This is a genomic window from Bacteroides sp. (assembly GCF_030151085.1).
GTDB lineage: Bacteria > Bacteroidota > Bacteroidia > Bacteroidales > Bacteroidaceae > Bacteroides.
On record NZ_JASLER010000083.1, the window covers coordinates 113,217 to 136,513 of the forward strand.

The 23,297-nt window shown below is 39.3% G+C and carries 14 protein-coding genes, 2 tRNA genes and 1 pseudogene; 11 read left to right on the forward strand and 6 right to left on the reverse strand.

Going from position 1 to position 23,297, the window contains the following annotated elements; all coding sequences use genetic code 11:
- The first annotated feature begins 7 nt into the window (after positions 1–7).
- Genes Q1W14_RS17180 through Q1W14_RS17205 form a run of 6 tightly spaced genes read left to right on the forward strand, consistent with a single transcriptional unit; the run spans position 8 to position 14,871 of the window.
- Entirely contained in the window at positions 8–4,372 is a 4,365-nt protein-coding gene (locus tag Q1W14_RS17180; protein ID WP_300703607.1) for a tape measure protein, read from the forward strand.
- The gene (locus Q1W14_RS17185) at positions 4,369–4,791 is read left to right on the forward strand and encodes a hypothetical protein (RefSeq protein WP_300703609.1); all 423 of its coding nucleotides are present in this window, start codon (positions 4,369–4,371) and stop codon (positions 4,789–4,791) included. The genes Q1W14_RS17180 and Q1W14_RS17185 overlap by 4 nt, the downstream gene beginning before the upstream one ends.
- Complete coding sequence (locus tag Q1W14_RS17190; protein WP_300703610.1) at positions 4,788–5,204, forward strand: hypothetical protein; 417 nt, start codon at positions 4,788–4,790, stop codon at positions 5,202–5,204. The genes Q1W14_RS17185 and Q1W14_RS17190 overlap by 4 nt, the downstream gene beginning before the upstream one ends.
- Positions 5,201–9,379 carry a hypothetical protein gene (locus Q1W14_RS17195; protein ID WP_300703611.1) on the forward strand — a complete coding sequence of 1,393 codons (4,179 nt, stop codon included), beginning with the start codon at positions 5,201–5,203 and terminating at the stop codon, positions 9,377–9,379. Before Q1W14_RS17190 ends, Q1W14_RS17195 begins: the two co-directional genes overlap by 4 nt.
- A 15-nt stretch (positions 9,380–9,394) precedes the next feature.
- Positions 9,395–9,613, forward strand: coding sequence for a hypothetical protein (locus tag Q1W14_RS17200; protein ID WP_300703612.1), 219 nt, complete (start codon positions 9,395–9,397; stop codon positions 9,611–9,613).
- Complete coding sequence (locus Q1W14_RS17205) at positions 9,613–14,871, forward strand: leucine-rich repeat domain-containing protein (RefSeq protein WP_300703613.1); 5,259 nt, start codon at positions 9,613–9,615, stop codon at positions 14,869–14,871. The genes Q1W14_RS17200 and Q1W14_RS17205 overlap by 1 nt, the downstream gene beginning before the upstream one ends.
- A 445-nt stretch (positions 14,872–15,316) precedes the next feature.
- On the opposite strand, the gene Q1W14_RS17210 is transcribed toward Q1W14_RS17205, so the two are convergent.
- Positions 15,317–15,526: a hypothetical protein gene (locus Q1W14_RS17210; RefSeq protein ID WP_300703615.1), complete on the reverse strand. Its 210-nt coding sequence runs from the start codon at positions 15,524–15,526 to the stop codon at positions 15,317–15,319.
- Between the two features lie 12 nt (positions 15,527–15,538).
- Positions 15,539–16,327, reverse strand: coding sequence for a leucine-rich repeat domain-containing protein (locus tag Q1W14_RS17215; protein WP_300703616.1), 789 nt, complete (start codon positions 16,325–16,327; stop codon positions 15,539–15,541).
- Between the two features lie 521 nt (positions 16,328–16,848).
- On the opposite strand from Q1W14_RS17215, the gene Q1W14_RS17220 reads away from it, so the two are divergent.
- The 3 genes from Q1W14_RS17220 (at position 16,849) to Q1W14_RS17230 (ending at position 18,945) form a co-directional block, all read left to right on the forward strand.
- Complete coding sequence (locus Q1W14_RS17220; RefSeq protein ID WP_300703617.1) at positions 16,849–17,244, forward strand: structural protein P5; 396 nt, start codon at positions 16,849–16,851, stop codon at positions 17,242–17,244.
- Positions 17,245–17,641: 397 nt separating this feature from the next.
- Positions 17,642–17,839, forward strand: coding sequence for a hypothetical protein (locus Q1W14_RS17225; RefSeq protein ID WP_004292281.1), 198 nt, complete (start codon positions 17,642–17,644; stop codon positions 17,837–17,839).
- A gap of 107 nt (positions 17,840–17,946) precedes the next feature.
- Positions 17,947–18,945 (forward strand): hypothetical protein, encoded by a 999-nt coding sequence (locus tag Q1W14_RS17230; RefSeq protein ID WP_300703618.1) that lies wholly within the window; start codon positions 17,947–17,949, stop codon positions 18,943–18,945.
- 102 nt (positions 18,946–19,047) lie between these two features.
- Here the strand turns inward: Q1W14_RS17230 and Q1W14_RS17235 are convergent, their stop codons facing one another.
- Positions 19,048–19,539, reverse strand: a complete 492-nt coding sequence (locus Q1W14_RS17235) for a hypothetical protein (RefSeq protein ID WP_300703619.1) — start codon at positions 19,537–19,539, stop codon at positions 19,048–19,050.
- Positions 19,540–19,958: 419 nt separating this feature from the next.
- Here Q1W14_RS17235 and Q1W14_RS17240 point away from each other — a divergent pair, with 419 nt between their 5' ends.
- Both Q1W14_RS17240 and Q1W14_RS17245 read left to right on the forward strand, forming a co-directional pair.
- A complete protein-coding gene (locus tag Q1W14_RS17240) occupies positions 19,959–20,579 on the forward strand; it encodes a recombinase family protein (RefSeq protein WP_149940960.1) in 621 nt (206 codons plus the stop codon).
- A 355-nt stretch (positions 20,580–20,934) separates the two neighbouring features.
- Positions 20,935–22,518 (forward strand): recombinase family protein, encoded by a 1,584-nt coding sequence (locus Q1W14_RS17245; protein WP_300703628.1) that lies wholly within the window; start codon positions 20,935–20,937, stop codon positions 22,516–22,518.
- On the opposite strand, the gene Q1W14_RS17250 is transcribed toward Q1W14_RS17245, so the two are convergent.
- From Q1W14_RS17250 to Q1W14_RS17260, 3 genes and pseudogenes are all read right to left on the reverse strand, one after another.
- Positions 22,472–22,544, reverse strand: a tRNA-Pro gene (locus tag Q1W14_RS17250). The two genes, Q1W14_RS17245 and Q1W14_RS17250, sit on opposite strands and share 47 nt — an antisense overlap.
- Before the next feature lie 14 nt (positions 22,545–22,558).
- Positions 22,559–22,631, reverse strand: a tRNA-Phe gene (locus Q1W14_RS17255).
- A gap of 132 nt (positions 22,632–22,763) precedes the next feature.
- Positions 22,764–23,297: pseudogene (locus Q1W14_RS17260) on the reverse strand (malate dehydrogenase); the annotation flags it as partial.

Sequence of the window (23,297 nt, forward strand, 5' to 3'; positions counted from 1 at the left end):
GTATACTATGGATTTAAATTTTGATGTAGCAGGTAATACTGCTGATTTCGTGAAAAATGCCGAACAGATGAGTTCTGTTATCAGAGCTATTTCTTCGGAAGTTGAGAGGCAAGGTAAGAGTATTGGTTTGTCAATGTCTCTTATGTCCTCCAGTATTAGTGAAACTACAGGTAAGAGTGATATCTTATCGGGAGCATTTAAAAAAATGTTTAATGTAGTGGGTGGTAAAGATGCGATAAAAGAGCTTGTAACTGAAGTGGTAAGAGTACGTGGTGAATTTCAACAGCTTGAAGTTGCTTTTGGAACGCTACTGGGTAGTAAAGAAAAGGCAGATTCTTTAATGAATCAGATGATGAAAACGGCCGCTGAAAGCCCATTCAGTGTTACAGAGTTAGCAACAGGAGCTAAGCAACTTTTGACTTATGGTGTCCAAGCAGAAGATGTGAATGATATCTTGTTAAACTTAGGTGATATTGCTTCGGGGCTAGGAATGCCTCTTGAACAATTGACAACTCTTTATGGAAAAACCATGTCACAAGGACAATTGTATGCTCAAGATTTGGAACAATTCACTGCATCGGGTATTCCTATGCTTCAAGGACTTGCCGATGTATATGGGGTGACCACTGAAGAAGTAAACAAAATGGTATCTGCGGGGCAAGTAGGATTCCCAGAAGTGCAAAGAGTGATCACTGATTTGACTGGTGAAGGAGGAAAGTTTCATAATGTGATGCAGGAACAGTCGCAAACACTTGCTGGTAAGATTAATAACTTAAGAGATGCTTGGGAGCAAATGTTGAATAACATTGGTGAATCACAAGAAGGAGTTATGGCTGGTGCTATTGATGGCGCTGGATATCTGCTTGAGAATTATGAGGGAATAGGTCGCATACTGGCAGTACTTGTGGCAACTTATGGAGCTTACAAAGCAGCAGTTATAGCGGTGTCAGTTATAGAAAGTGTTCGCTATCAAGCTACATTGATACAGATGGCGGGTATGACAAAGATGCAAGCCATAACCGATATTCTACGTGCGAAGACCGAATTGCTGAATAAAACAATGCTTTCTAATCCTTATATTTTGATACCTACTCTTATAATAGGTGTGGTTGCTGCTATGTGGGCTTTGCACGATTCGACTACTGCGGCTGAGAAAGCACAGGAAAGATTTAACAAAAAGCAAGAGGATTCGAAAAATGAGGCTCAGGATTACAAGCGGAAACTTCAGCAATTGGTTGAGGAACTTCAAGATGAAACTACAGCCGAAGTAAAGAAACAAGAGATACGCAATGAGATTAATAAAGATTATCCTACATTCTTTAAGTTCCTGACCGATGAGAAGGGGCATATCGGCGATTTGACGTCAGCATGGAAAGCCTTCAATGAGGAGGCAGCAAAGAAAAAAAGTACTCAGAATGAGGCAAGCGTTGCTGAGTTGAAGCAAAGGATTGCAGAGGAAAAAAGATTTCTTGCATTGATGGATATGGGATATAAAGATAGGCAGAATGCTCTTAAAAATCCTACAGATATGTCGATCCTGAAAAAATATAGTGGAAAAGGCACTTACTCTATAAAGAAAGACATTGAAGTTGATGAAGAGGAATTGCGGAAATTTGAAAAAGAGGTTCGTAATGATAAATTTCTTGAATGGCAGGGGGATTTGAAGAATAAGACTGATAAAGAACTTGAAACAGTGCTAACAGTTTTGAATCAGCATTCCAAAACAGTTCGAGGTAGTGAATATTTAACAGAAGCCTATAAGAAACGTATAGATGCTATTGAGTTAGAAACAGAAAGAAGAAAAAAAATACCTGCTAAAGAAGAGAATACTGATAATGGACAAAATAATAATGATAACTTAAATACCGACCGTCTCGATCAAACTCGTAAGCAACAAAAAGACTATGACTCACTTGTTGAAAAGAATAAACGTGAACAGGCGCGAATAGAGGTTGATGCTCAGAATAGCGTGACTCAAAGTATTATTGATGCGATGGATGATGATGCAATCAGAACCCTTGCGCAAAGAAATCTCAATCATAAAAAAGAGGTTGAAGCTATCCAAAGGGAAGCAGAAGATAAAAAGCAAGCACTTATTGATAAAGGGAAAGCTGAGTTTGAAGCTAATCCTACAAATGAGAAGAAAGACTTTGATGTAGCGGATTATCTAAAAGACGATCTTGTTACAAAGAAGATTGAACAGATAAACGAAGATGCAGCGAAGAAAATTCAATCAAAAAACGTTCAATATAATCGGGGAAATGATTTGACTAATTTATTGGCGGAGTATCAAGATTATACACAGAAGCGTTTGGCTGTTGAAGAGAAATTTAATACTGATATTACTATACTCAATGCCCAAAGAATAATTGCAGCACAGAATGGCGATAATCGTCAGGTAGAAAAGATTGATCGTGCCAGAGCTCAGGCTACAACAGAAAAGGGAAAAACCTTGATGAGGCTCGATTACGAAAAGCTAAAAGAATCTCCGGATTATATTCGTGCCTTTGATAACTTGAATGAAACATCTTCCGAAACCTTGAACTCTTTACTTAGCCAATTGGAAAATGCAAAGCAAACGGCTGCTAAAGTTTTATCTCCAGATCAATTGCGTGAATATACTACGACCATACAAGAGATAATGGATGAGTTGGATTCTCGTAATCCATTTCAAGCATTATCTGACAAGAAGCAAGATTTAGCAGATGCTGAACAGGATTTGGCTAAAGCCCAAATAGAACTGGAAAAAGCGCGTCAGCAGGCTGAAAGTGTAAAAAATGGTGGCAAAGTGGAATACACTACTACTAAATTCAATGAATCTACTGGAAAGATAGAAACTACTAAATTATACCTTACCGAGGCACAAGTATTAGAGCAAGTAAAGAATAAAACCAATGAATACAATGCTGCGAAAGACAAAACAATTCGAGCCAGTGCCAAAGTAAAGAAATCAGAAGCTGAGGTAAAAGAGGAGATTGATAAGCTGTTCAAATCAATAAGTAATGTCGGAGAAGCAATTGGTGGACCGGCTGGTGAAATTATTTCTCTTATTGGTGACATCAGTTCTTTTACGATGAGTGCAATGAGTGGGGTTCAAGCTGCTGCCGATACATCTGCAACTGCTATTAGCACTGTAGAGAAGGCTTCAGTCATTCTTGCAGTTATCAGTGCGGCTTTCCAGATTGCCATGAAGATAGCCAGTCTATTTAACAACGATGAAGGATATCAGAAAGAAATTGAGAAATTGCAAGGACGTATTGAGCAACTGCAATGGGAACTTGACAATGCTGATGCTATCCGTTTGCAAAACAATTCATTCAAAGCTTTACAGAAAGTCAAGGAAGTGTATGCTGAAACTACCGAGGAAGTTTTAAAGTTGCATACTGCAAATGGTAAATATTTGAATTACTTTGATCGTATGTTCTTACGTGCCAAATCAAGTAACGAGATATTACAGAAGTCAGCTGAAAAGTTGGCGCTTGCTTATGCTAATATTGATTACACTGCTGAAAAAGCATTGGGGGCGGAAAAGTTCTCAGGCGCAAAGGAACAGTTACAGAATTTAACCCAACAGCAACTTCTTATCCAAGAACAGATTCGGAATGAAGAGTCGAAGAAGAAAACCGACCACGGGAAAATAGCAGATTGGGAGCGTCAGATACAAGAACTTGGAACGAAGGCGAATGCTGTTATAAATGAAATAGTTGAGGGTATCATCGGTGGTAGTGCTGTTGATATTGCATCTGAATTAGGGGATGCTTTTATTGAAGCATTTCAAAGTGGGGAGAATGCAGCAGAAGCTTGGGGGGATAAAGTTAATGATATTGTTGCCAATGTTCTGAAACGCATGCTTGTTAGCAAATATCTTGAGGAGCCTCTTGGAGAAATATTCAATAAATACAAATCGAAATGGTATAAGAATGGAGAGTTTGCTGGTATTGATGCTATAATGGAATCAATGGGAGGATTTGCCAACGATTTGAATACTGTTGGTTCTGAATTCCAAATGATATGGGATACTTTACCTGATAATATTAAAAATATGTTTTCAGTTGATGAAGAAGTATCTTCTCAAGACTCCACCCGTGGCGGCTTTGAGTCGATGTCGCAAGAAACCGGCTCGGAGCTTAATGGACGTTTTACCGCATTACAAATCTCGAACGAGGAAATCAAGAACTCTATGCTTCTTGCTTTGGGTAACATGTCAGCATTGTGTACTACTACTTCCGATGGAAACATTCTTCTGAGTGAAATGCGTAACCTGGCGCTAATGTCTAACGGACATCTTGAAGACATTGCCAGATATACCAAGCCCATTCTTGGCTTTGGAGAGAAATTGGACAAAATAGAACGTAATACAGCAAATTTATGAAAACAGTAAATGAAATTATGCAATCGGCATCCCTTTTGGGAGCCTGTGCCAAATCGAATGGAGTGAGTGACTGGAGAAGTCTTACGTGGTTATTCTTTACTCCTCAGGGACGTGAGTTTTGTGAAGATAATAATTTTCCGTCCCTCGAAATGTTTCAGGGGATGAAGGATAATATCTCGGAATATAACATACTGGTAGATGCAGGTAATATAAGCCGGCAGAATGATGTGAATGTAGGTTTAATAGGGAATACATCGGCCCAACTGGTGTACAATGACAATACGGAAGTGCATAAAGTAGTCTTGATGCATGGTGCAAAGGCAAGAATCGAGGCTGCGAACTATGCTGTAATCTTGCTGGTGAATATAGGTAATTGTGAGGTAGAAATAGAAAAAGATAATACGGTAGTAATATTATGAAAGGCGAATTATTTATAAACGGCGAAGATGCTTATCTGCAATGGGGGATAAGCATGGACGATACTTCCTTGTCCGAACTGATGACACCTCCTGCCAACAAAGCGTTTATTGAGAACGAAAGCCGCTTGCAGCATGGCAAACAGGTAGTAGTGGCAAATCCAAAGTTAGACCAAAGATCTCTGACACTTCAGATCAATCTGACTGCCCTCTCCGAAGAACAGTTCTTTGCAAGATACAGTAGTTTCTGCAAGGTACTGGCAACCGGGGTACTTCACTTAAAAACGAAGTACCAGCCCGGGGTAGTATATAAGACCATTTATCTCTCGTGCGGTCAGTTCAGCCAGTTTATGAGGGGTATCGGGAAATTCAGTTTAAAGCTCAATGAGCCTAATCCTAATGACAGAACAGAATGATAGACATTAAAGATACTTTCGGAAATGTCCGCTTCTCTACCGAAATCAATGAGGGGAGCAAGCGGAAATTCTTGTTGATGAAAGAAGACTATATCACCTTGAAGTTTTCTTTGGAGGAGCCCGTCAACTTCAAGTTGGGAGATCATGTAGACGATCCGCGATTCGGATTGTTTGAACTCTGTGACTTGTACAAACCAAACTACAATAGTTCTACGGGAGGCTACGATTATGAACTCCGTATGGACGCTTATTACTGGAAGTGGAAGAATAAGTTGTTTAAATATATGCCGGAAGCAGCCCGACAAGAGGCTTCATGGAACCTGACCGCAACGCTGGAAGTACATGCTGACGCTTTTTTGCGGGGACTTGCTGCATTGGGCTACACTTATAAAGGTACTCCGTTTGAGTGCTCGATAGATAAATCGGTAAATTCTTCCGCCAAACTTGTGTCGTATGATAATATGAACATGCTCGATGCCCTTTTCAAAATGGCGGAAACATGGGAATGTGAGTGTTGGGTGACGGAGAATGTGATACATTTCGGCAGATGTGAGTATCATACTGCGGTTGACTTGGAGATGGACGCCAATGTGGCGGAAATGACTGCTTCTAATAGTCAAGGAACTTATGCTACACGTATTTATGCTTTTGGCTCTACACGTAACTTGCCAGCCGGTTATCGTCCGGTTGCCGAAGAGGCTGCTGTGAATGGGGTAGTACAAAAGCGTTTGATGTTGCCTGCCGATACTCCTTTTATCGATGCTTATCCGAAATTACTTGCCGAAGAGATTATTGAAAGTGTGGTTGTGTTTGATGATGTGTATCCCCATAACGAGGGTACGATGTCTGATATCACGACCAAAGAATATACGGATTCTATAGAAAATGCAGATGGCACCGTGACAAAAGAAAAGTGGAATGCATTCCGCTTTAGAGATGCCGGGCTTACTTTCTCTAAAGATTATATTCTTCCTGGTGAGGAACTCCATATTATTTTTCAATCGGGTGTGCTCAATGGGATGGATTTTGCAGTGCGGTTCGACCCGGATAATAAGGATAAACAGCTGTGGGAGATACTAAGAAACGAAGATTATGGGCGCAAACTTCCGGATGAGGTGCTTGCTCCTAAGAACGGGGATAAATATGTGCTCTATGGTTGGGATGCGACACGAATAGATGCATTGGGACTTGTGGCAGCCGCTGAACAGGAATTAAAAACAAGAGCTATAGCATACACCGAGAAAGTGAAAATTGATCCGTCGACCTATTCTGTGAAGATGATATCAAATAGCATTTATAGTGCAGACGGTGTAAATAAATTGCTGGAAATCGGTGATAGGGTTAAACTTATCAACAAGGCTTATTGGAAAGAAGGAAGGCAGTCGAGGGTAATAGGTTATGAGTATAATTTGGATTTCCCGTTTGATAGTCCACTCTATACGGTTGGAGAAACAGCGCCTTATTCGAAGATTGGTGAATTGGAGGGGAAAGTAGAGAGTTTAACATATAAGGGGCAGAGTTATAGCGGTAGTACCGGACGTGGGGTATATCTCATTCGGACGAATGATAGTACACCGGCGACGGATAGTAATGCCTATTCGGCAAGAAGGGTACTGAAACAATTTCTTAGCAAAGACCGGGAGGACACTGCCCAAGAACTAATCAAATTCCTCAGAGGTTTGCTTGTTGGGGAGAATAGTAGTGGTATAACTATATTAGAAGACGGCACATCGCAAGTTGTCATTGACCGCTTGTTTGTAAAAATCAAAGCGGTTTTTGACGAACTGGAAGTAAAGAAGAGGACCTATGTAGGTGGTGAACAGATACTTTCTCCTGCGGGCATGAAGTGTATTAAAGTAGAAGAAACTACCGATGCTTATCGTTGTTACTTTAAAGTCAAGGAAGATGGTGTAGAGATAAAGAACCAGTTTACACCTGGTACACTTGCTATTTCTCAGGAATGCAACGTTAAAGTGGGAGTATCCCACAATGTAGGTAATCGTTATTACTGGCGATTAGTTACAGCAGTTGGTTCCGATTACATAGAATTGTCTAAGACAAAATGTGATCCTAATATAGAAAACGATATTCCGATTGCTGGCGACGACATTGTTGGTCTTGGGCATAAGACGGATATTACCCGTCAAGGAGCAATAATACTTTCCTCAGTTAACGAAGTGGCACCATCCATCCTGATGTACCAAGGAATTGATTCTTTCTCTTTGGCTGGCAAAGATGTAATTGGGTTCGATTTTGATAAATCTACCGGAAAGGCACGTATGCGGGTGTATGGTGATACATATATTGGAGCCAAGGACAGAAATTCATATATGGAATTTACAAAAGATGGTTTAGAGGTTAAAGCAAAGAAAATCTTCTTGGGTACCGGCGATATGGATGAGATATTGAGCGACCTGAACCAGTCCGTTTCCAATATCAACAGCCAGTTGGATCAGAGCTTTCAAGTCTGGCAGGGCGAGACATCCGATACTCCCACGCTTACAAACAAACCAGCCTCCGAGTGGAAGACGGATGCTGACAAGTCTCTCCATGTGGATGACTTCTATATCACTACCGAAGGTCTTTGTTATCAATTCCAACAAGTGGGTAGTGTCTATCAGTGGAAGCCTGTAACGGACAAGTATCTGATAGCCTATGTGCAGCAGATAGGTGAGAAGAAGCGGGTGTTCGTCACTCAACCGGCGAATGCGGTAGCCTATGATATTGGCGACTGCTGGGTGAATGCAAACTATACAGACGGTTCAGGAAAAGTGCTGTACAACAATGATCGCCTGGTCTGCGTTACCACCAAAGTCGCTGGGGTTCCGTTTAGTATCTCGCACTGGAAGAAGGACAGCAAGTATACGGATGACACGAAGGCGGAAGAAGCGTTTGACTATACCGACACGAAGGCGATTGAATTGCGGGCTTATGCCGACAATTCAGCAAAAGCCAAAGCAGATGCGGCAGCTATACTTGCCAAAGCTTATGCCGATGGTATCGTCACCGAGAGTGAGGCAGCTGCGATTGATGCCGCAAATAGATATGCGGATGCACAGGACGAATTATTCAGAGTTGTTGCAGAGGCTTATGCTGACGGCATCGTGACCGAAGAAGAAAAGCGTGCCATCGCCGACGCTAAAGCCAAAGCCGACGCCGCCAAAAAAGCGGCACAGGATTATGCGGATAAGATGGATGCCGAAACAGCTACCAAATTACTCAAGACCGGCATTAATATCGAGAATAACACCATTACCGCCACGGCTGATACATTCACCGTACAAGGGCGTGACGGTAAAAAATACGCCGTGTTTGAGGTGGATAGTGCAACCGGGTTACCGATGATGAAAGCCGACTATATAAAAGTGACATCCATGCTGATGGCTAAAGCTATCATGGCGGGAGGGTTGAATATTGGAGATAAGTTTTTAGTCACTATTGGTCCTGATGGCAAGGCATCTGTGAAACTTACAGGTAATATTATTGCGGAGAGCGGTATGATAGCAGGTATGAAAGTTAGTGGCAACTCTCTTACGAATGAAGGATTCAATAATGATTCCTGCGTCATCTTACGCAATGACAATACCGGATGTTTTGCCGGGATAGGCGGCAATACGCTGCCGGCATCAAGTGGCATGAGAGCTGCCGCCCGATTTGAAAATAACGATAACTCTTTTTTTAATTCTGTCAATACTGCAATGGTACTTTCTGCCAAAAACGGAAATACCAATCATGCTATAGACATATTAGGAGGGGATATATCGGGTTTTTCTACAGCAACCAAAATTATATCATCCTCGGCGACTCTTAACAGAAGAGATGCGTCGACATATATAGCGATTAATCCTGGTGGTACTGATATTACATTGACATTTCCGACTATGGAGATGCATGATGATGGCATTATCATACGTATAAAAAGACTCGGGGATGGGAAGGTATATCTGCGTGCCGGTAATAGTAAGCACCGCGTAGTATCCGGTACTAGCTATACAGACGTAATTTCCGGAAGTTTTATGTGTTATGACGGTAACTATTATCAGACTGGGACAACCCCTCATCAACTCCGTGTAAATGAGGTGTTAGAATACCAGTACGTGAGAGATTTAATATACCCTAAAGATAATCCAACCTATAAAGGATGCTGGATGCAGATGCAAAGAACATCCTACTAACAATCAACGAATATTATGCGCAGCCTTAAAGTAACTCTTTCCCGAACCACCGAAGATGGGCAGTTCCGCATCTCGGCTCTGAGCCGCGGAGAAGGCGATCTGCCCGTGGACACCAATGCATATAATCTGGCGATGCAGATACTCCGGTTGAAAGCTAAGCCAATGGCACCGACCATCACGGATTTTGTCTTGGGAACCGGCATATTGGGTAACAACAAAAACATATTAGGATAATGGATAAATTGAATAGAACCTTTAAAGACGGTAACGTTCTGAAAGCTGATGAACTGAACGAAGTCGTAAACAAAATCAATGAGTTGGTAGGCGGTAGTCTCGTAATCGGCACCAACGAAGGAACTGCATTTGACGGTGCTATGGGCGCTACCTTGACACAGATCGTCAATGAACTGGCTGGTGGAGCAGGTACCATGTATAGCGTATATGTACGCAACAATTTGGAATCACTCGGCTTTGCCTCCCAATATGGAGAAAAATGTATTCTTGATTTTACATTCGTTTCACAATATCGGGATGACATCTCCGAACCGTATAAACCGACTGGAGAACTTGGAGTTTGCACCATCATGGCGAAGAATTCCAAGTATGCCGATTTTACTACTGTGAAGACGATGCAAGTGTCTTCTAATACATCTATAAAATTGGATGTGGCGGAGTGGTTATCGAATGGTAGTAATAACTTTAAAATAACTATTGCCGGTATAAATACAGATAAGGTTACAGCACCAATTACCTATACGGTACAGCTTACCTCATTGGGTATCGATGCTCCGAACTTCCGTTGGTGGACGGCATTTACCGATGTGATTAGCATTCCGCTGAATATCGGTGGAAATATATCCAAAACATTACATGTCACCATTGCGGGTGAAGGATATAGCAAGAACTACGATGTTCCTTTGGGGACAACCGTTTATACGGAAACTGCGTATAATTACCAGCTTCAGCATCCCGGGAAATCGGGTGTGTATAATGTCTCTATGCATGTGACCAATACTGATGGCACCATACGGACACGCACGGTATCTTATAATATCATTTGTGTTGAGGCGGGAGATAATGTGAAGTTGTTAGCCGTCAACAATATAATAGAGAAGGCTACGAACTGGACGGAAAATGCTTTGTTTGATTATGCGATATACGATGGTAATAATGCGGTCACATCTGCCCGGTTTGTAGCGAAGAAGGCGGATCTTCCTGTATTTTCGTCTGAAGAAGACAGCATTTCGACTTCGGCAAAACATACTTTCTCTTTGCCCCTTGAGGTTGAAACAATAGACAATACGGACTTCGACCTTGTGGTAAATGTACAGGATGAAGATGAAAAACTGGCGTTGGCGATGACTATTCCGGTGAATAACTCTTTGGGCTTTTCTTCCGTTGCAGGAGCAGCATTTTACATGAATCCCCGTACCAGAAGCAATAGTCAGAGTAACTATTTGTCGGTTGTCAATGAGATGACGGGTGAACTGGTGCCTGTTAGCTGGAAAGGAATGAACTGGGGAAGTGATGGCTGGGCTACAGATGCTGACGGTAACAGGGTACTTCGTGTGATGGCAAGTGCACAGGTAGGTATCGGTTATAAAGTTTTTGCAAGGGAGGCCGCGCGCATAGGCAAGACAATTGAGATTGATTATAAGGTTGATAATGTAACCGATTTCAACCATCCGGTGATAAGTTTGTCAAGTGACGGAGATTCGTTTGTGGGGTTGCATGTGTTTCCCGATAATGTGGTGATGCACTCTAATGCACTGAAGAATGCGAATAATCAGGGTATCAACCTTTTCGAGGGCAAACGGCTTCGTCTGACGGTGGTTATCATGCCGGATGCATACGGGAATAGTGGTTTCAATCTCTGTATTATTTACATCAATGGGGTGAAAAACCGTGAGTTCACTTACGAGAACAATGATTATTTTGCTCAGCAGAGTGATATTGTTATAGGTTCGGATTTTGCAGATGTGGATGTATACGGTATGCGTGTATATGATTCTGCACTAACTTCGGAGTCTGTATTGCGTAATTATATCAACTGGCTGATAGACAATACTGAAAAAACGGCAGTAAAGGCAGAGAATGATGTGATGGATGGTAACGGTTCTGAAATAGACTTTGAAAATACGAAAGATCAGTTCAATGTGTTTGTATTTGATAACTCGTTCCCGAGTCTTGGTAACCCTAATAAAATGATGGGGACCTTGGAGGTGCTTTATGCCGATCATCCGGAATGGAATGTGTCTATCTCAAACGTTGAGGCAAAAGGGCAGGGAACTTCTTCTATGCGTTACTGGAAGTGGAATGTTCGTTTCTCGTTGGATAAGAAGTTGTCGACTGTTACGGCAACCAATGGGGTGACAAGTACGGGTGGTTGGGCTATGGTGCCTACTCTGGCTAAAGCAACGAAGATTACCGCCAAGAAGAATTTTGCATCTTCCATGCACTCTCATAAAATAGGTTCGGTGAATTCCGTAGACGATCTGTATCGGGCTATGGGTTATCTGAATGAAGCGATGAAGACGGAGCAGTATACCAATGCACGTGTAGCAGTGTACCAACTTCCTTTTGTTGCTTTTGAAAAGAGCATCAATGAAGAAGGTGAAACGGTTTATGCCTTTATGGGACTTTATACGATGGGACCGGATAAAGGTGACAAGAATACTTTCGGTCATGATACGGGTCTGTTTCCGGGACTTCTTGCTATCGAAGGTTCGGACAATTCACCTCTGTGTACCTTATTCCGTGTTCCCTGGAGTTCCCGGATGCAATATAACGAGGAAGAGGAGGCATTTCAGTACAACGGAGCCAATGCGTGGGACTTTGGTGCAGGCGAAACTACTAATATTAATAAGTGGATTCCGGCTTATAACATTGCCTATGAATGTGGCAATCGCTTAAAACCTTTCAACGGAACATTAGCAGAACTGAATGCACAAGCGGCAACTTATCGCAATGAACCATACGAATTTTGGATTGCGAAAGTAGGAGATGCCAATCTCTACAATGTATATTACTATGAGTCGGGCGAAGGAAAATTCATCGCTTCTAATACAGGTTCGGGTACAATCAATCTTAAGAATCAACTTGTAGACAAGGGATATGGATTGGTGAGTGCTGATCTTACCGGTAGAACTGTCGATCAACTGAATGACTTATTTATTAATGCCCGCATACAGAAGTTCAGAAAAGAGGCTTCACAATATTGGGATATTGACGATGCTATATTGCACCGAAATTGGGTAGAGTTTCATGCCGGTACTGATAACCGTGCAAAAAATACTTATCCGTATTGTTTCGGTAATGTAGGAAGCAAGTGGAAGTGGCGTTATGATGACCTTGATACCATCTTCGATACAGATAACCAGGGACAAGCGAAGAAGGGTTATTATGTAGAGTTTCACGATAAGTACGATACCGGTGGTAGTGTATGGAATGGTGAGACAAGTAACTTCTGGAATCTGCTTGATTTGGCTTTTCCTGATGAAATATGGATGGGAATGCGCAAAATGATGGTCAAGATGGAAGGGCTTGGCGGACTGAAATCGGGTACTGATTTCGATAAGCTATATGCTTATTTCCAGAAGTATTATTTTCGGGAAGCACAGGACTATTTTCCGCAGAATTTATACAATGCTGATGCTAAGTTTACCTACGAAGGGTCTAAATTAGCTTATATTGATGGACGCTATACCAATGATACCGATCCGATTACACAGTCTTTAGGCGATCATTATGCAGCTGAACAACGCTGGATAACGAAACGTATTCTGTACATGATGAGCAAGTATAGTTTCGGCTTGTTTTCTGCCGATGGTACTGATAATATTACGGTACGTGCGGCTGGTAATACCATTAAATATGAATTGATTCCGGCGATGGACATGTATCCTGCAATTGCTAACGGTACTTCGATTATCAGAGGAACAAGAACGAAAGCGGGTGGTGTTTGTGAGATGTTGATAGAGCTCTCCGGTTCTGGTGACCAGCAGAACACTATACAGGCGGCATCTTATTTGCAGGATATCGGTGACTGGTATGATAAGAATGTGACGGGTAGTATGATTGTTCAGGGGCGTATGTTACGTGATTTACGCTTAGGAAGTAAGACGGGAAATATTGCGATTTCAATTACCTCGTTAACTATTTCCAATTGTGTATCCTTGCAAAATATTGATTTATCACGTATTGCTACATTGAGAGGTACTTTGAATTTGTCTGCTTGCACTCACTTGAAGAAGGTGCTCGTCGGTGGAACATCATTGACGCAGCTTGTTCTACCCAAAGGTGGCGGATTGGAGGCGATAGAGTATAATGCAAACAATCAGTATGTCATGTTGCAGAATTACCCGTTAATAAAAAACAATGGGGTGTTACTGGATTATTGTAAGGAGAATGTAACGGACTTTTTTGTAGAGAACTGCCCTCAGTTGAAGCCCATGGAATTGTTATCTACTATTATTGAGGCACAGCAGTCACAAGGTGCTAATCATTCTCTAAAACATATCCGTGCCGTTGGCTTCGAAGAGGAGTATTATACGGCTGATGCATTGGATATGCTGGCTAAATTGTCGGATGCAAGCTATTCTGGTTTGTCGGCGGAAGGACTGGCAGGAGAGGATGCAATACCGGTGCTGGAGGGGAAGATTACGGTGCATAGTAAGTACTATCAGGACTCGGTGGAGGAACTAATGAAGTTCTTCAAAAAGCTTACAATTATAGCGGATGGAATACCTTGTATCAGATTTGCAGATCCAGAAGTAAAACGTATCTGTATTAAATTATGGGATACTGATAAAAATGGAGATATAAATGTGAGTGAAGCAGAGTCTTATCACACTTTCAATGCTGCTGATTGGGGGGGTACTGAAATAAAGACATTCGACGAAATGAGATTATTCACGAATTCAAGGCAATATAATAATCAGACTTTTTCAAATTGCAAATCTCTAAAAAGTATAATGTTGCCGGAATCTTTTGTGAAAATAGCTTATAGGGACTTTTATAATTGTATAAGTTTGGAACAGATTGTTCTCGGTAAGGGAGTCACTTCTATTGAAGGTGAAGCTTTTCATAGTTGTAACTCTTTGAAAACAATAGTTTGGGGAGGCTCTGAGACAAGAATTAATGATTATAATGTATTTGACAGTTGTGCATTTGAAGAACTGGAATTACCTGAAACAATGGAGTTTATCGGAGGATCAGCTTTTAGGTATAATACAAAACTAAAAAAAGTGAGTCTTGGAACAAAAATAAATACTTTATCATGGGGCTCTTTTCGTGATTGCCCATCGCTAACTACCGTAATAATAAAAGCTGTCACTCCTCCAGTATGTAGTGATCCCTTTGGTACTTTTGAAAACTCCCCATGCATAATTTATGTCCCCGACACTGCGGTGAGCACTTATAAAACAGCAAGTGGATGGATTGAATTTGCATCAAGAATTAAACCAATATCAGAATATAAAGGAGAGTTATAAGAATAGAGAATAATCACATAATTGCAGATGTATGAAAGGTTTTACGTCGCCGTCCAGCCAGATGTGCCATCTGGCTGTATGAGTATTAGGATTTTTAAATCCGACTAAAATAAAAAACATGATTTACTAATAACTCCGAACAGATGGATTATGCGAACAAAGAATAGACGGATCTGGAGATCCTAATACTCGAAATCAGCGGATGAAGAACATCCGCTGCAACAGAGATTAATCGCAAGCGAAAACAAAGTCCTTCGCCGCAAGTCTGACGGCTATATTACCGGAGAAGAAATCTATCTTGGCTACACCTATTATTTATCTGGTAGAAAAATAGTAGAACCCCTTTTAGAACTCCCGGAACACTACGAAGAGGTAGATATTCCAGAAGAGCCTGTACAAACCTAAAAAGTGGCGGTGGATATGCTTTACCGCCACTTCTCTTCATTTAATTTCCTTCTAAGAAATCGGTTGGCATATCTATTTCCTCGTAGTGTTCCGGCAACTCAAGCAGAGGCTCTACCAATTTTCTACCGGAGAGGTAAAATGTATATCCAAGATAGATTTCGGTACCAGCTATCCATCCGTCAGAGATACGGCGCAAGACCTTTCCTTCACTGGCTCTAATTACTCTTGTTGTTACTGTTTTTGTTTCCATTTTGTTATTGTTTTAAAAGTCATATCCATATATTCTTGAAACGTATTTGCTCCAATTAGTTGCAGATTTATATATATCAACACTTGCACGGGGTACATAAATATTGCAAGTGTTATTATCAAATGTAAATTGCGTAATTATAGGAGGTGTCGTAGCTTTTATATAACACGTCTTCATTGCTGGACATGTATTAAAAGCAGCATTGCCTATTTCAGTAATGCCTGTACCGATAACTACTTCTTTCAAATAATTACATTTATGACAAGCAAGCATTCTAATAAGAGTAACAGCATCCGGAAACTCTATTTTTTCAAGTGCTGTTTCTGAAAAACAATAATTACCATATCGCTTTTTATTACCAGGTAGTGATATTCTTTTTAATGACTCGCATCGCAAAAAAGTATAATCACTAGTATCAGAGTCATCAACTACGTTTGGTAATTCAATTATCTCTAGAGACGTACAATTTTCAAACATGTTATTTACAAGATGAGAACCCTCTTTCAAACCGATTTCTTTTAATTTGGTACAGTTCTTGAATAGAGAGTGAAATTTGCCTGTGGCCATTTTCCAATTAAGATATTTAAACTCTATGGCACTTACAATTTCAGTACCAGCAAATGTTGTATCAGACAATAAAGGCACCACTTCATTCCCATCTGATTTTGCAATACCTCCTTCTCCATTAGTATCCCAAAGTGGTAAACAGAGTCTAAAGAAAAGGAAATCTTTAAATCGGATGAAAGGCTCTCCGTTAAGTATGAATTCTAGCCGTTTAAACCTATTTCTCAGTTCCTCCACCGAGTCCTGATAGTACTTATATACATTTATTGACTAAAATATCATTATGTCATTTTGTATTTTAATTTAGCTGTGAATAAGTTATTACTATCAGATGTCTGTGAGAATGGAAATGCACAAATAGAATTACGGAAGATGCAGATTATTAGTGTTATATCGAAATGCTTACAATTGCTCTAGGGTAAAATATCCCTTGAAATTGATACTTGCAGGAGTGAGTCATGACACTTATACGTCCGTTACCTATAAGTAGTAGGCCTTTTACCCGTAGGTAGTAACCCTTTTGCTTGTAAGTAGTAACCTTATTGCCTATATGTAGTAACCCTTTTCTGCATAAATTAGTTCTAAATATGTATTATGAGCTGAATATAGTGCATTCTTATTCTTAATTTATTCGCGGAATACTCTGGAAGACAAATTTGAAATTATATACATGTCACGAAAAAGGTGAATATGCTATCATTGTGAATGTAAATAGACGTTTTGTGTTAATTAAAAGAAAATAGAAAGGAGAATAAACAATGAGTAGAGGGTTAAGAAATTGTAATCCCGGAAATATTCGTAATAGTTCAACGGTGTGGGTTGGCGAAATTGTACCATCCAAGGATAGAGCTTTTAAGCAATTTAAATCTATGGCTTATGGCTACCGTGCAGTTATTAAACTGTTACAGAATTACAGAAAACTGTATAACAGGAAAACTATTGCTGAATTTATAGAGCGGTGGGCACCACCAAAGGAGAATAATACATCTGCATATATTAGCAGAGTATGTAGAGAAATGCAAGTTCCCGCAACGTATATTCCTGATGTTGAAGATCGGGAGGTTATGTGTGCATTTGCGGCAGCTATTTCTCTAGTGGAAAATGGACTGCCGGCTGTTATGTCGGATATCGAGAAAGGTTGGGAATTACTATGAGAATTGCTAAGGTAACTTATTAAAACCAGGATTATTTAAATGAAAAAAGGTCTAATTCCGTAATGAATTAGACCTTTTTTCGTATGTCGGCTACACTATCGAATTATCGAACAAGTTTATAGTGGATTTTGAGAAGATTATCCAATTTTTAGGCAAGTACAGTAATATACAAACAGAAACTATTTTGAAGGGGAAATAAGTGTCTATTTCCTTTTGGGAAAAGAAATAGCACTGTAACCCGACACTCTGAATATTGTATTTTAGTAGGTGTGATTGATAATAACAAACGACTCTGTATCTAAATTTTCTGGTCCAGATATTTTTTCTGTGAAATCAACCTACTATTCTTTACATTCTTACTTCATTTTACTATTTATCTAGTATAAAATCAATTAATATGGATAATATAGGAAAAAGAATGTATCGTAATCTTGGAGACGACACCAAAGCGAAAATCAGTCAATCATTAAGAGGTAGAAGCAAGTCAGCTTCGCATATCCAAGCAATATCACAAGGCATGAGTAATTACTGGAAGACTATACCAGTCAAACCAGATGATAACCCAAGTGATAAGACAGAAAAAGAGGGGCAGTAATCCCCTCTCTTTTCATAGTCCTTTGATATACTCCATTATCAAAGGGGGAAATTGTAGCCTACAGAGTACATTTCCCACAAGAATAAAAGAATAACTTTAATTTTTTAATGACATCGCAATATGAAACGAAACGATTAATCACTTTTGATAGAATTAAAATTAAATCCAATTATAAATATCTTCTCAATACTAAAGTGAAGTTTAATGAAATGTTTCATTCACGTAGTGGAGAGAAAATAGGTATATTTTACAGTTCTAAAGATGATATAAATATACCTTATAACCTTTATATAGCTGTCAGCTATATAAAGCAAACCTTAACTCTTGAATTTTCAAGCAAGATTTTAAAAGAAAAATATCCAGACTTAATATCAAAAGATACCATTAAAGAATGTCTAACCAATATTAACCAACTAAATATATGTGATATTGACGTAGATAGTATCTTGTCAAATGGGGCAATTACATCAGTAGACGTGACTTATGATGCAAACCTTATTCTAAGTGATAATCTTCTGGACGTTCTTAATTCACAAGTGCACAACTATAGACGTTTTAAGTGGGTACATTACGACAAAGAGGGCATCACTTTTACTAAAGATGTGAAATCCAAAGACTGTACGGAAACAATCACCTTATATAATAAGGAAAAAGAAATATGTACCAGCCACAATAAAGACTTTTTGAATAGCCTATCACAACCACAATCAGTAATAGACTATTTCAAAGGGAAAACCAGATTTGAAATCACATTAAACACAGTTAAAAAGATAATGAACTATTTGAATTTGACCGATACCAAAATATTCAGTGTATTAAATTCCGATACAAACCCTATCCTTACTCAATTTGACAAGGTTTTCGGTAATTCTACAGCCAATATGCCAAACACAACTTTTGATGATTACGAAAATTGGGCAATGAAAATCATTCTTGAAAGGTACAATGGTGACTTAAAATTACTGGAGCAAGATGTTAGGTGCAAATTCAACTCACGTAGTGGTGCAAGTAAACGAATGAAAAAATTTGAAACGGTCTATCATGCAATGACATCAGCCTCAACCAGTGAAAACCCTATTGAAAAGATACGTAATCTATTACTTTGATGAGGCTTGTGTGTCAAAAAGAAAAGTGTATCATTTTAATCTTATAAAAGACCTATTGATACACTTTTTCTTGTATCATTTTAATCTAAAAGATTAAATTTCCTATTCTAATATCTTATATGGGATAGTCAGCGTTCCATTTAATACTACTTCTTTTTTAAGATTATTGGTATATTTCAAATTCTTAAATTCTAATGTTAGTACCTTTTTTGAAGTATCAATATTTTGAACCACTAGATTACCAGAACGAAAATCACTATCTGTAATATATTCATCTCCACTATTATATTCCATTAATAGCCCTAATTTACTGGTAATATCACTTCCAGTTGAAAGATTTTCTAGCTTGGTAGATAGAGTACCTTGAATGTACACTCCAGTATTAATAACGCTGGCATCATTTACCCAGAATGTAAAAGCTCTGAAAGAGGTAGAAGGGTCATACTCACCTTCAATACTTTTGACCTTAATAGCTTCGCCATTCATTGTCAGACTGGAAGCTGTACCCGAATTGTCATCATCGTCTTTTGAACATGACGCAAAAACACACGCAGTCAATATGACTGCAAAAAGCATAAATAAATTCTTTTTCATTTTGAAATAAGATTTGTGCTATCTGCCCCCGATAAGCGGTTTATAAATGGGAAGAAGCGTGGGCAATTCGTTAGTTTATTTGTTTTCAAGGCTCTGGTAAGCCCACACACAAAATAAACAACGACGCCCACGCCCCTATAAAACAAGGACGTGAGCGTTTAGTTGCCATTATCTCTGTGTGTGAAAGAATTTACCAGATTCTGAAAACGAGATAATATCCTAAACGCTTCTACGTTAAATTTCTAATATGTCAGTGCAAAGATAATAGCTTTACTTTGATTATAAATGTTTAGTTGCATATTTTATTTTGATACAGATGATTTTGTTGATTAACCGTCTGGTCTAGAGATTATTAACTATGATTGTTGTGCCAATTTGAAACTGGAACCGTATATTTGTACAGTTAAATAGTAATTAATATGAAAACAGCAGTAATTTTAGCACGAGTAAGTACAATGGCACAAGATTTTGACCGTCAGGTTGATGAACTGAAATATTATGCATTGAATAACGATTTGAATATAGTGAAAATATTTGCTAATAAAATTAGTGGAGCTAAAAGTAATGATGAACGTTGTGAAATCATTGAACTGATACAGTATGTAAAAGAAAACCACGTTGATAAAGTATTGGTACTTGAAATAAGTCGCTTAGGACGGAATACGCTGGAGGCTCTGAAAGTGATTGAATTACTTAACCATGAGAAAATTTGTTTATGTGTAAAGAATTATAATATTGAAACACTGGATAGCTTGGGGAATATTAATCCAATGGCACAATTTCTTATTACTATTTTACTGGAAGTTGCTAGAATGGAACGTACTACAATTCGACAACGAATGGAAAGCGGATATGTGCATCACATACAAAATGGTGGGGTTGTTGGACGTAAAACTGGTTATCGTAAAACTGTATCGGAGATGAAAGAACAGTATAAAGAAGAAATTAAACTATTAAAAAGAAATTACTCTTTGAGAAATGTGTCTAAATTGACTGGTACGAGTGTAAATACTCTTCGTAAATTAGTTGCTTTAGTATAAATTAACGAAATAGGGTGGCAAAATAATCTATAAGTCGTATATTTGCTTGGAAGAAAGGTAAATCCACCACGAAAGATACTTCAAATTCAATTTTATTGTAACAAGTTAGGAGCAGGAAGCACGTTCATGTATATGCACTTCCCTGCTCTGTGGATTTTGCATGAACGTGTGAAAATAAGTTGTGCAATGGCATGGCAAATAATCCTTTGTAACAAATGTTTAATGAGGATGAATTGAAAGTTTATGATAAGAAATTTCAAGCAATAGGTATTTTAGACAAAGAAGAACAAAAAAAGATACTGGAGTTCTTCTATACATTAGGTATTATTACGTTTAACCTTTAATTTAATGATTGATGAGTAAGAAAAAAAGTAAAGAGAAAGTAGTAGAGTTTTCTAAATTGACAAATAAAGTAGCTGCTGTATGGACGCGAGTGTCAACGGAGCGGCAAGCTGATACAAATGGCAGTTTAGAAAGTCAGAGAAGGATATGTACGGAATATGCAGAAAGTCATGCTATTCGTATAAAAAAGTATTATGGCGGTACGAATGAGAGTGCAAAAGTTGAAGGTAAACTATACCGTGAAATGATTGCAGAGGTGGCTAGAGATAAAGAGATAAATATAATTCTTGTCTATTCATTTGACCGTTTCAGTCGGGCTGGTTATGAGGCGATGATGACAAAAGCATATCTCAAAGCTAAAGGAATATATGTGGTGTCTGCAACACAGGCTACTGACCCAGATAGTGCGGCAGGTGGATTTATGGAAGATGTAATCTTTCTTTTTAATCAGTTTGAGAATAACCTTCGAAAGGATAAATGTATCACAGGTATGGTGGAGTGTTTACGAAATGGCAACTGGTATTCAAAACCTCCGCTAGGTTATGATAAACTAAAAGTAGGTCGAGAACACGTTCTTACAGTGAATGAAAAAGGCAAGATACTGCGTAATGCTTTTGTTTGGAAAGCTACGGAAGGAATTAAAGATATAGAAATAGTTCATCGGTTAAAGGGGTTGGGGTTATCCATTGACCGAAAGCATTTAAATAAAATTCTTCATAATCCGTTTTATTGTGGATATATACGGCATAGTTTGTTGGGTGATGAAATTATAAAAGGTAATCAAGAGATATTAATTGATGAGGCTACATTTAATAAAGTGAATGATATATCGAATGCAGGATATGAACACAAAGAAATTACTGAGCCGTTCCCATTGAAAAGGCATATTATCTGTTCGGACTGTGGTGGCTATTTAACTGGATACACAGTGAAAGCACGTGGACGGGATTATTATAAATGCAATAAGAAAGGGTGTAAAAGTAATCATAGTACAAAGAAACTGCATCAGAAGTATATCAATCTTTTAAATGAATATAATATACCAGATGAACTTATCCCGATACTTACAGACGTTTTAAGAAAGATTTTTGAAGAATACAATCAAAGTAAAGGTGAAACAAAGAAAGTTCTTTTAAAACGGAAAACAGAGTGTGAAAATCGAATTAATGCAGTCAAAGTTCGGTTTGGTCTGGGAGAAATTAATAGTGAAATATATACGGCTACTATGAGCGAATTGAATTCGAGATTAGCAGAAATCAGGCGAGAGCTTGAAGATGCAGGGAAAAATTTATCGAACATGATGAAATATATCAATCAAACGATTGAAATGTCCTGTAAATTAGGTGGTTTGTGGAGTGATAGTAATTTCTCTAATAGGCAAAAAATACAAAATTTAGTCTATCCCAGCGGAATTTACTTCGACAAGGAAAATGATGATTATCGAACAGAAAACGAGAATGAAGTTTTTAAGATTTTCCGCAGATTTACAGCGAGTTGTGAAGGTGGAAAAGAAAAAGCGACAACCGATTTTGCTCGTTTGTCGCCTTCTGTCGGAATGAGGCGACTCGAACGCCCGACCCCTACGTCCCGAACGTAGTGCGCTACCAACTGCGCTACATTCCGATCTCTTTCGGAAGTGGTGCCACCAGGAATCGAACCGGGGACACAAGGATTTTCAGTCCTTTGCTCTACCAACTGAGCTATGGCACCTTTTTTGTTTGCGGGTGCAAAGATAAAGAGTTTTTTTTATACCGCAAGACTTTTTGAGGAAAATGTCTAAAAAAAGGTGCCACTCTCAGAAGGGAATGACACCATATTGAGAATTAAGTCAATTATTTAGTCTTAGTCAATGTTAGGATTGATGCTGTGCCAATCTTTGATGGCAGGCAGTACACCCATTTCGATAACTTCGTCACGCAATTTGCAGAGGTGAGCGTAGCTTTCTTTTAGTTTGGCTTCTTCCTCGGGGGTACCTTTCAACTCTTTATAATGTACCCCATCTTTATTGATTTCGGTTTCCATTGCCATCATGATGTGGTCGAAACCGTGGCTGTGTACATACGTGCCGGCAGGCCACAAGAAAGGTTTACCACCCATGGCAGCGGCAATCATCTCGATGGAAACGTATGCCGGGCTTTGGAAAGAAGAACGTCCGCGAAGGGCAATGATGTTGGCTCCACCTTTGGTAACTTTGGTTTGAATTTCAGCCCATTGTTCTGGGGGCAGGGCAGGAGTGCCGATGATATCGAGCAACGGCTTGCCGTCAACTTTCGCAGTGGAGGCGTACACAGCCATTTGTTCGCCATGACCGCCATAAGTGCGGCAATTTTCTATTTTGTCGGGAGCGATACCGAAGTGCTTGGAAAGTTCGCTACG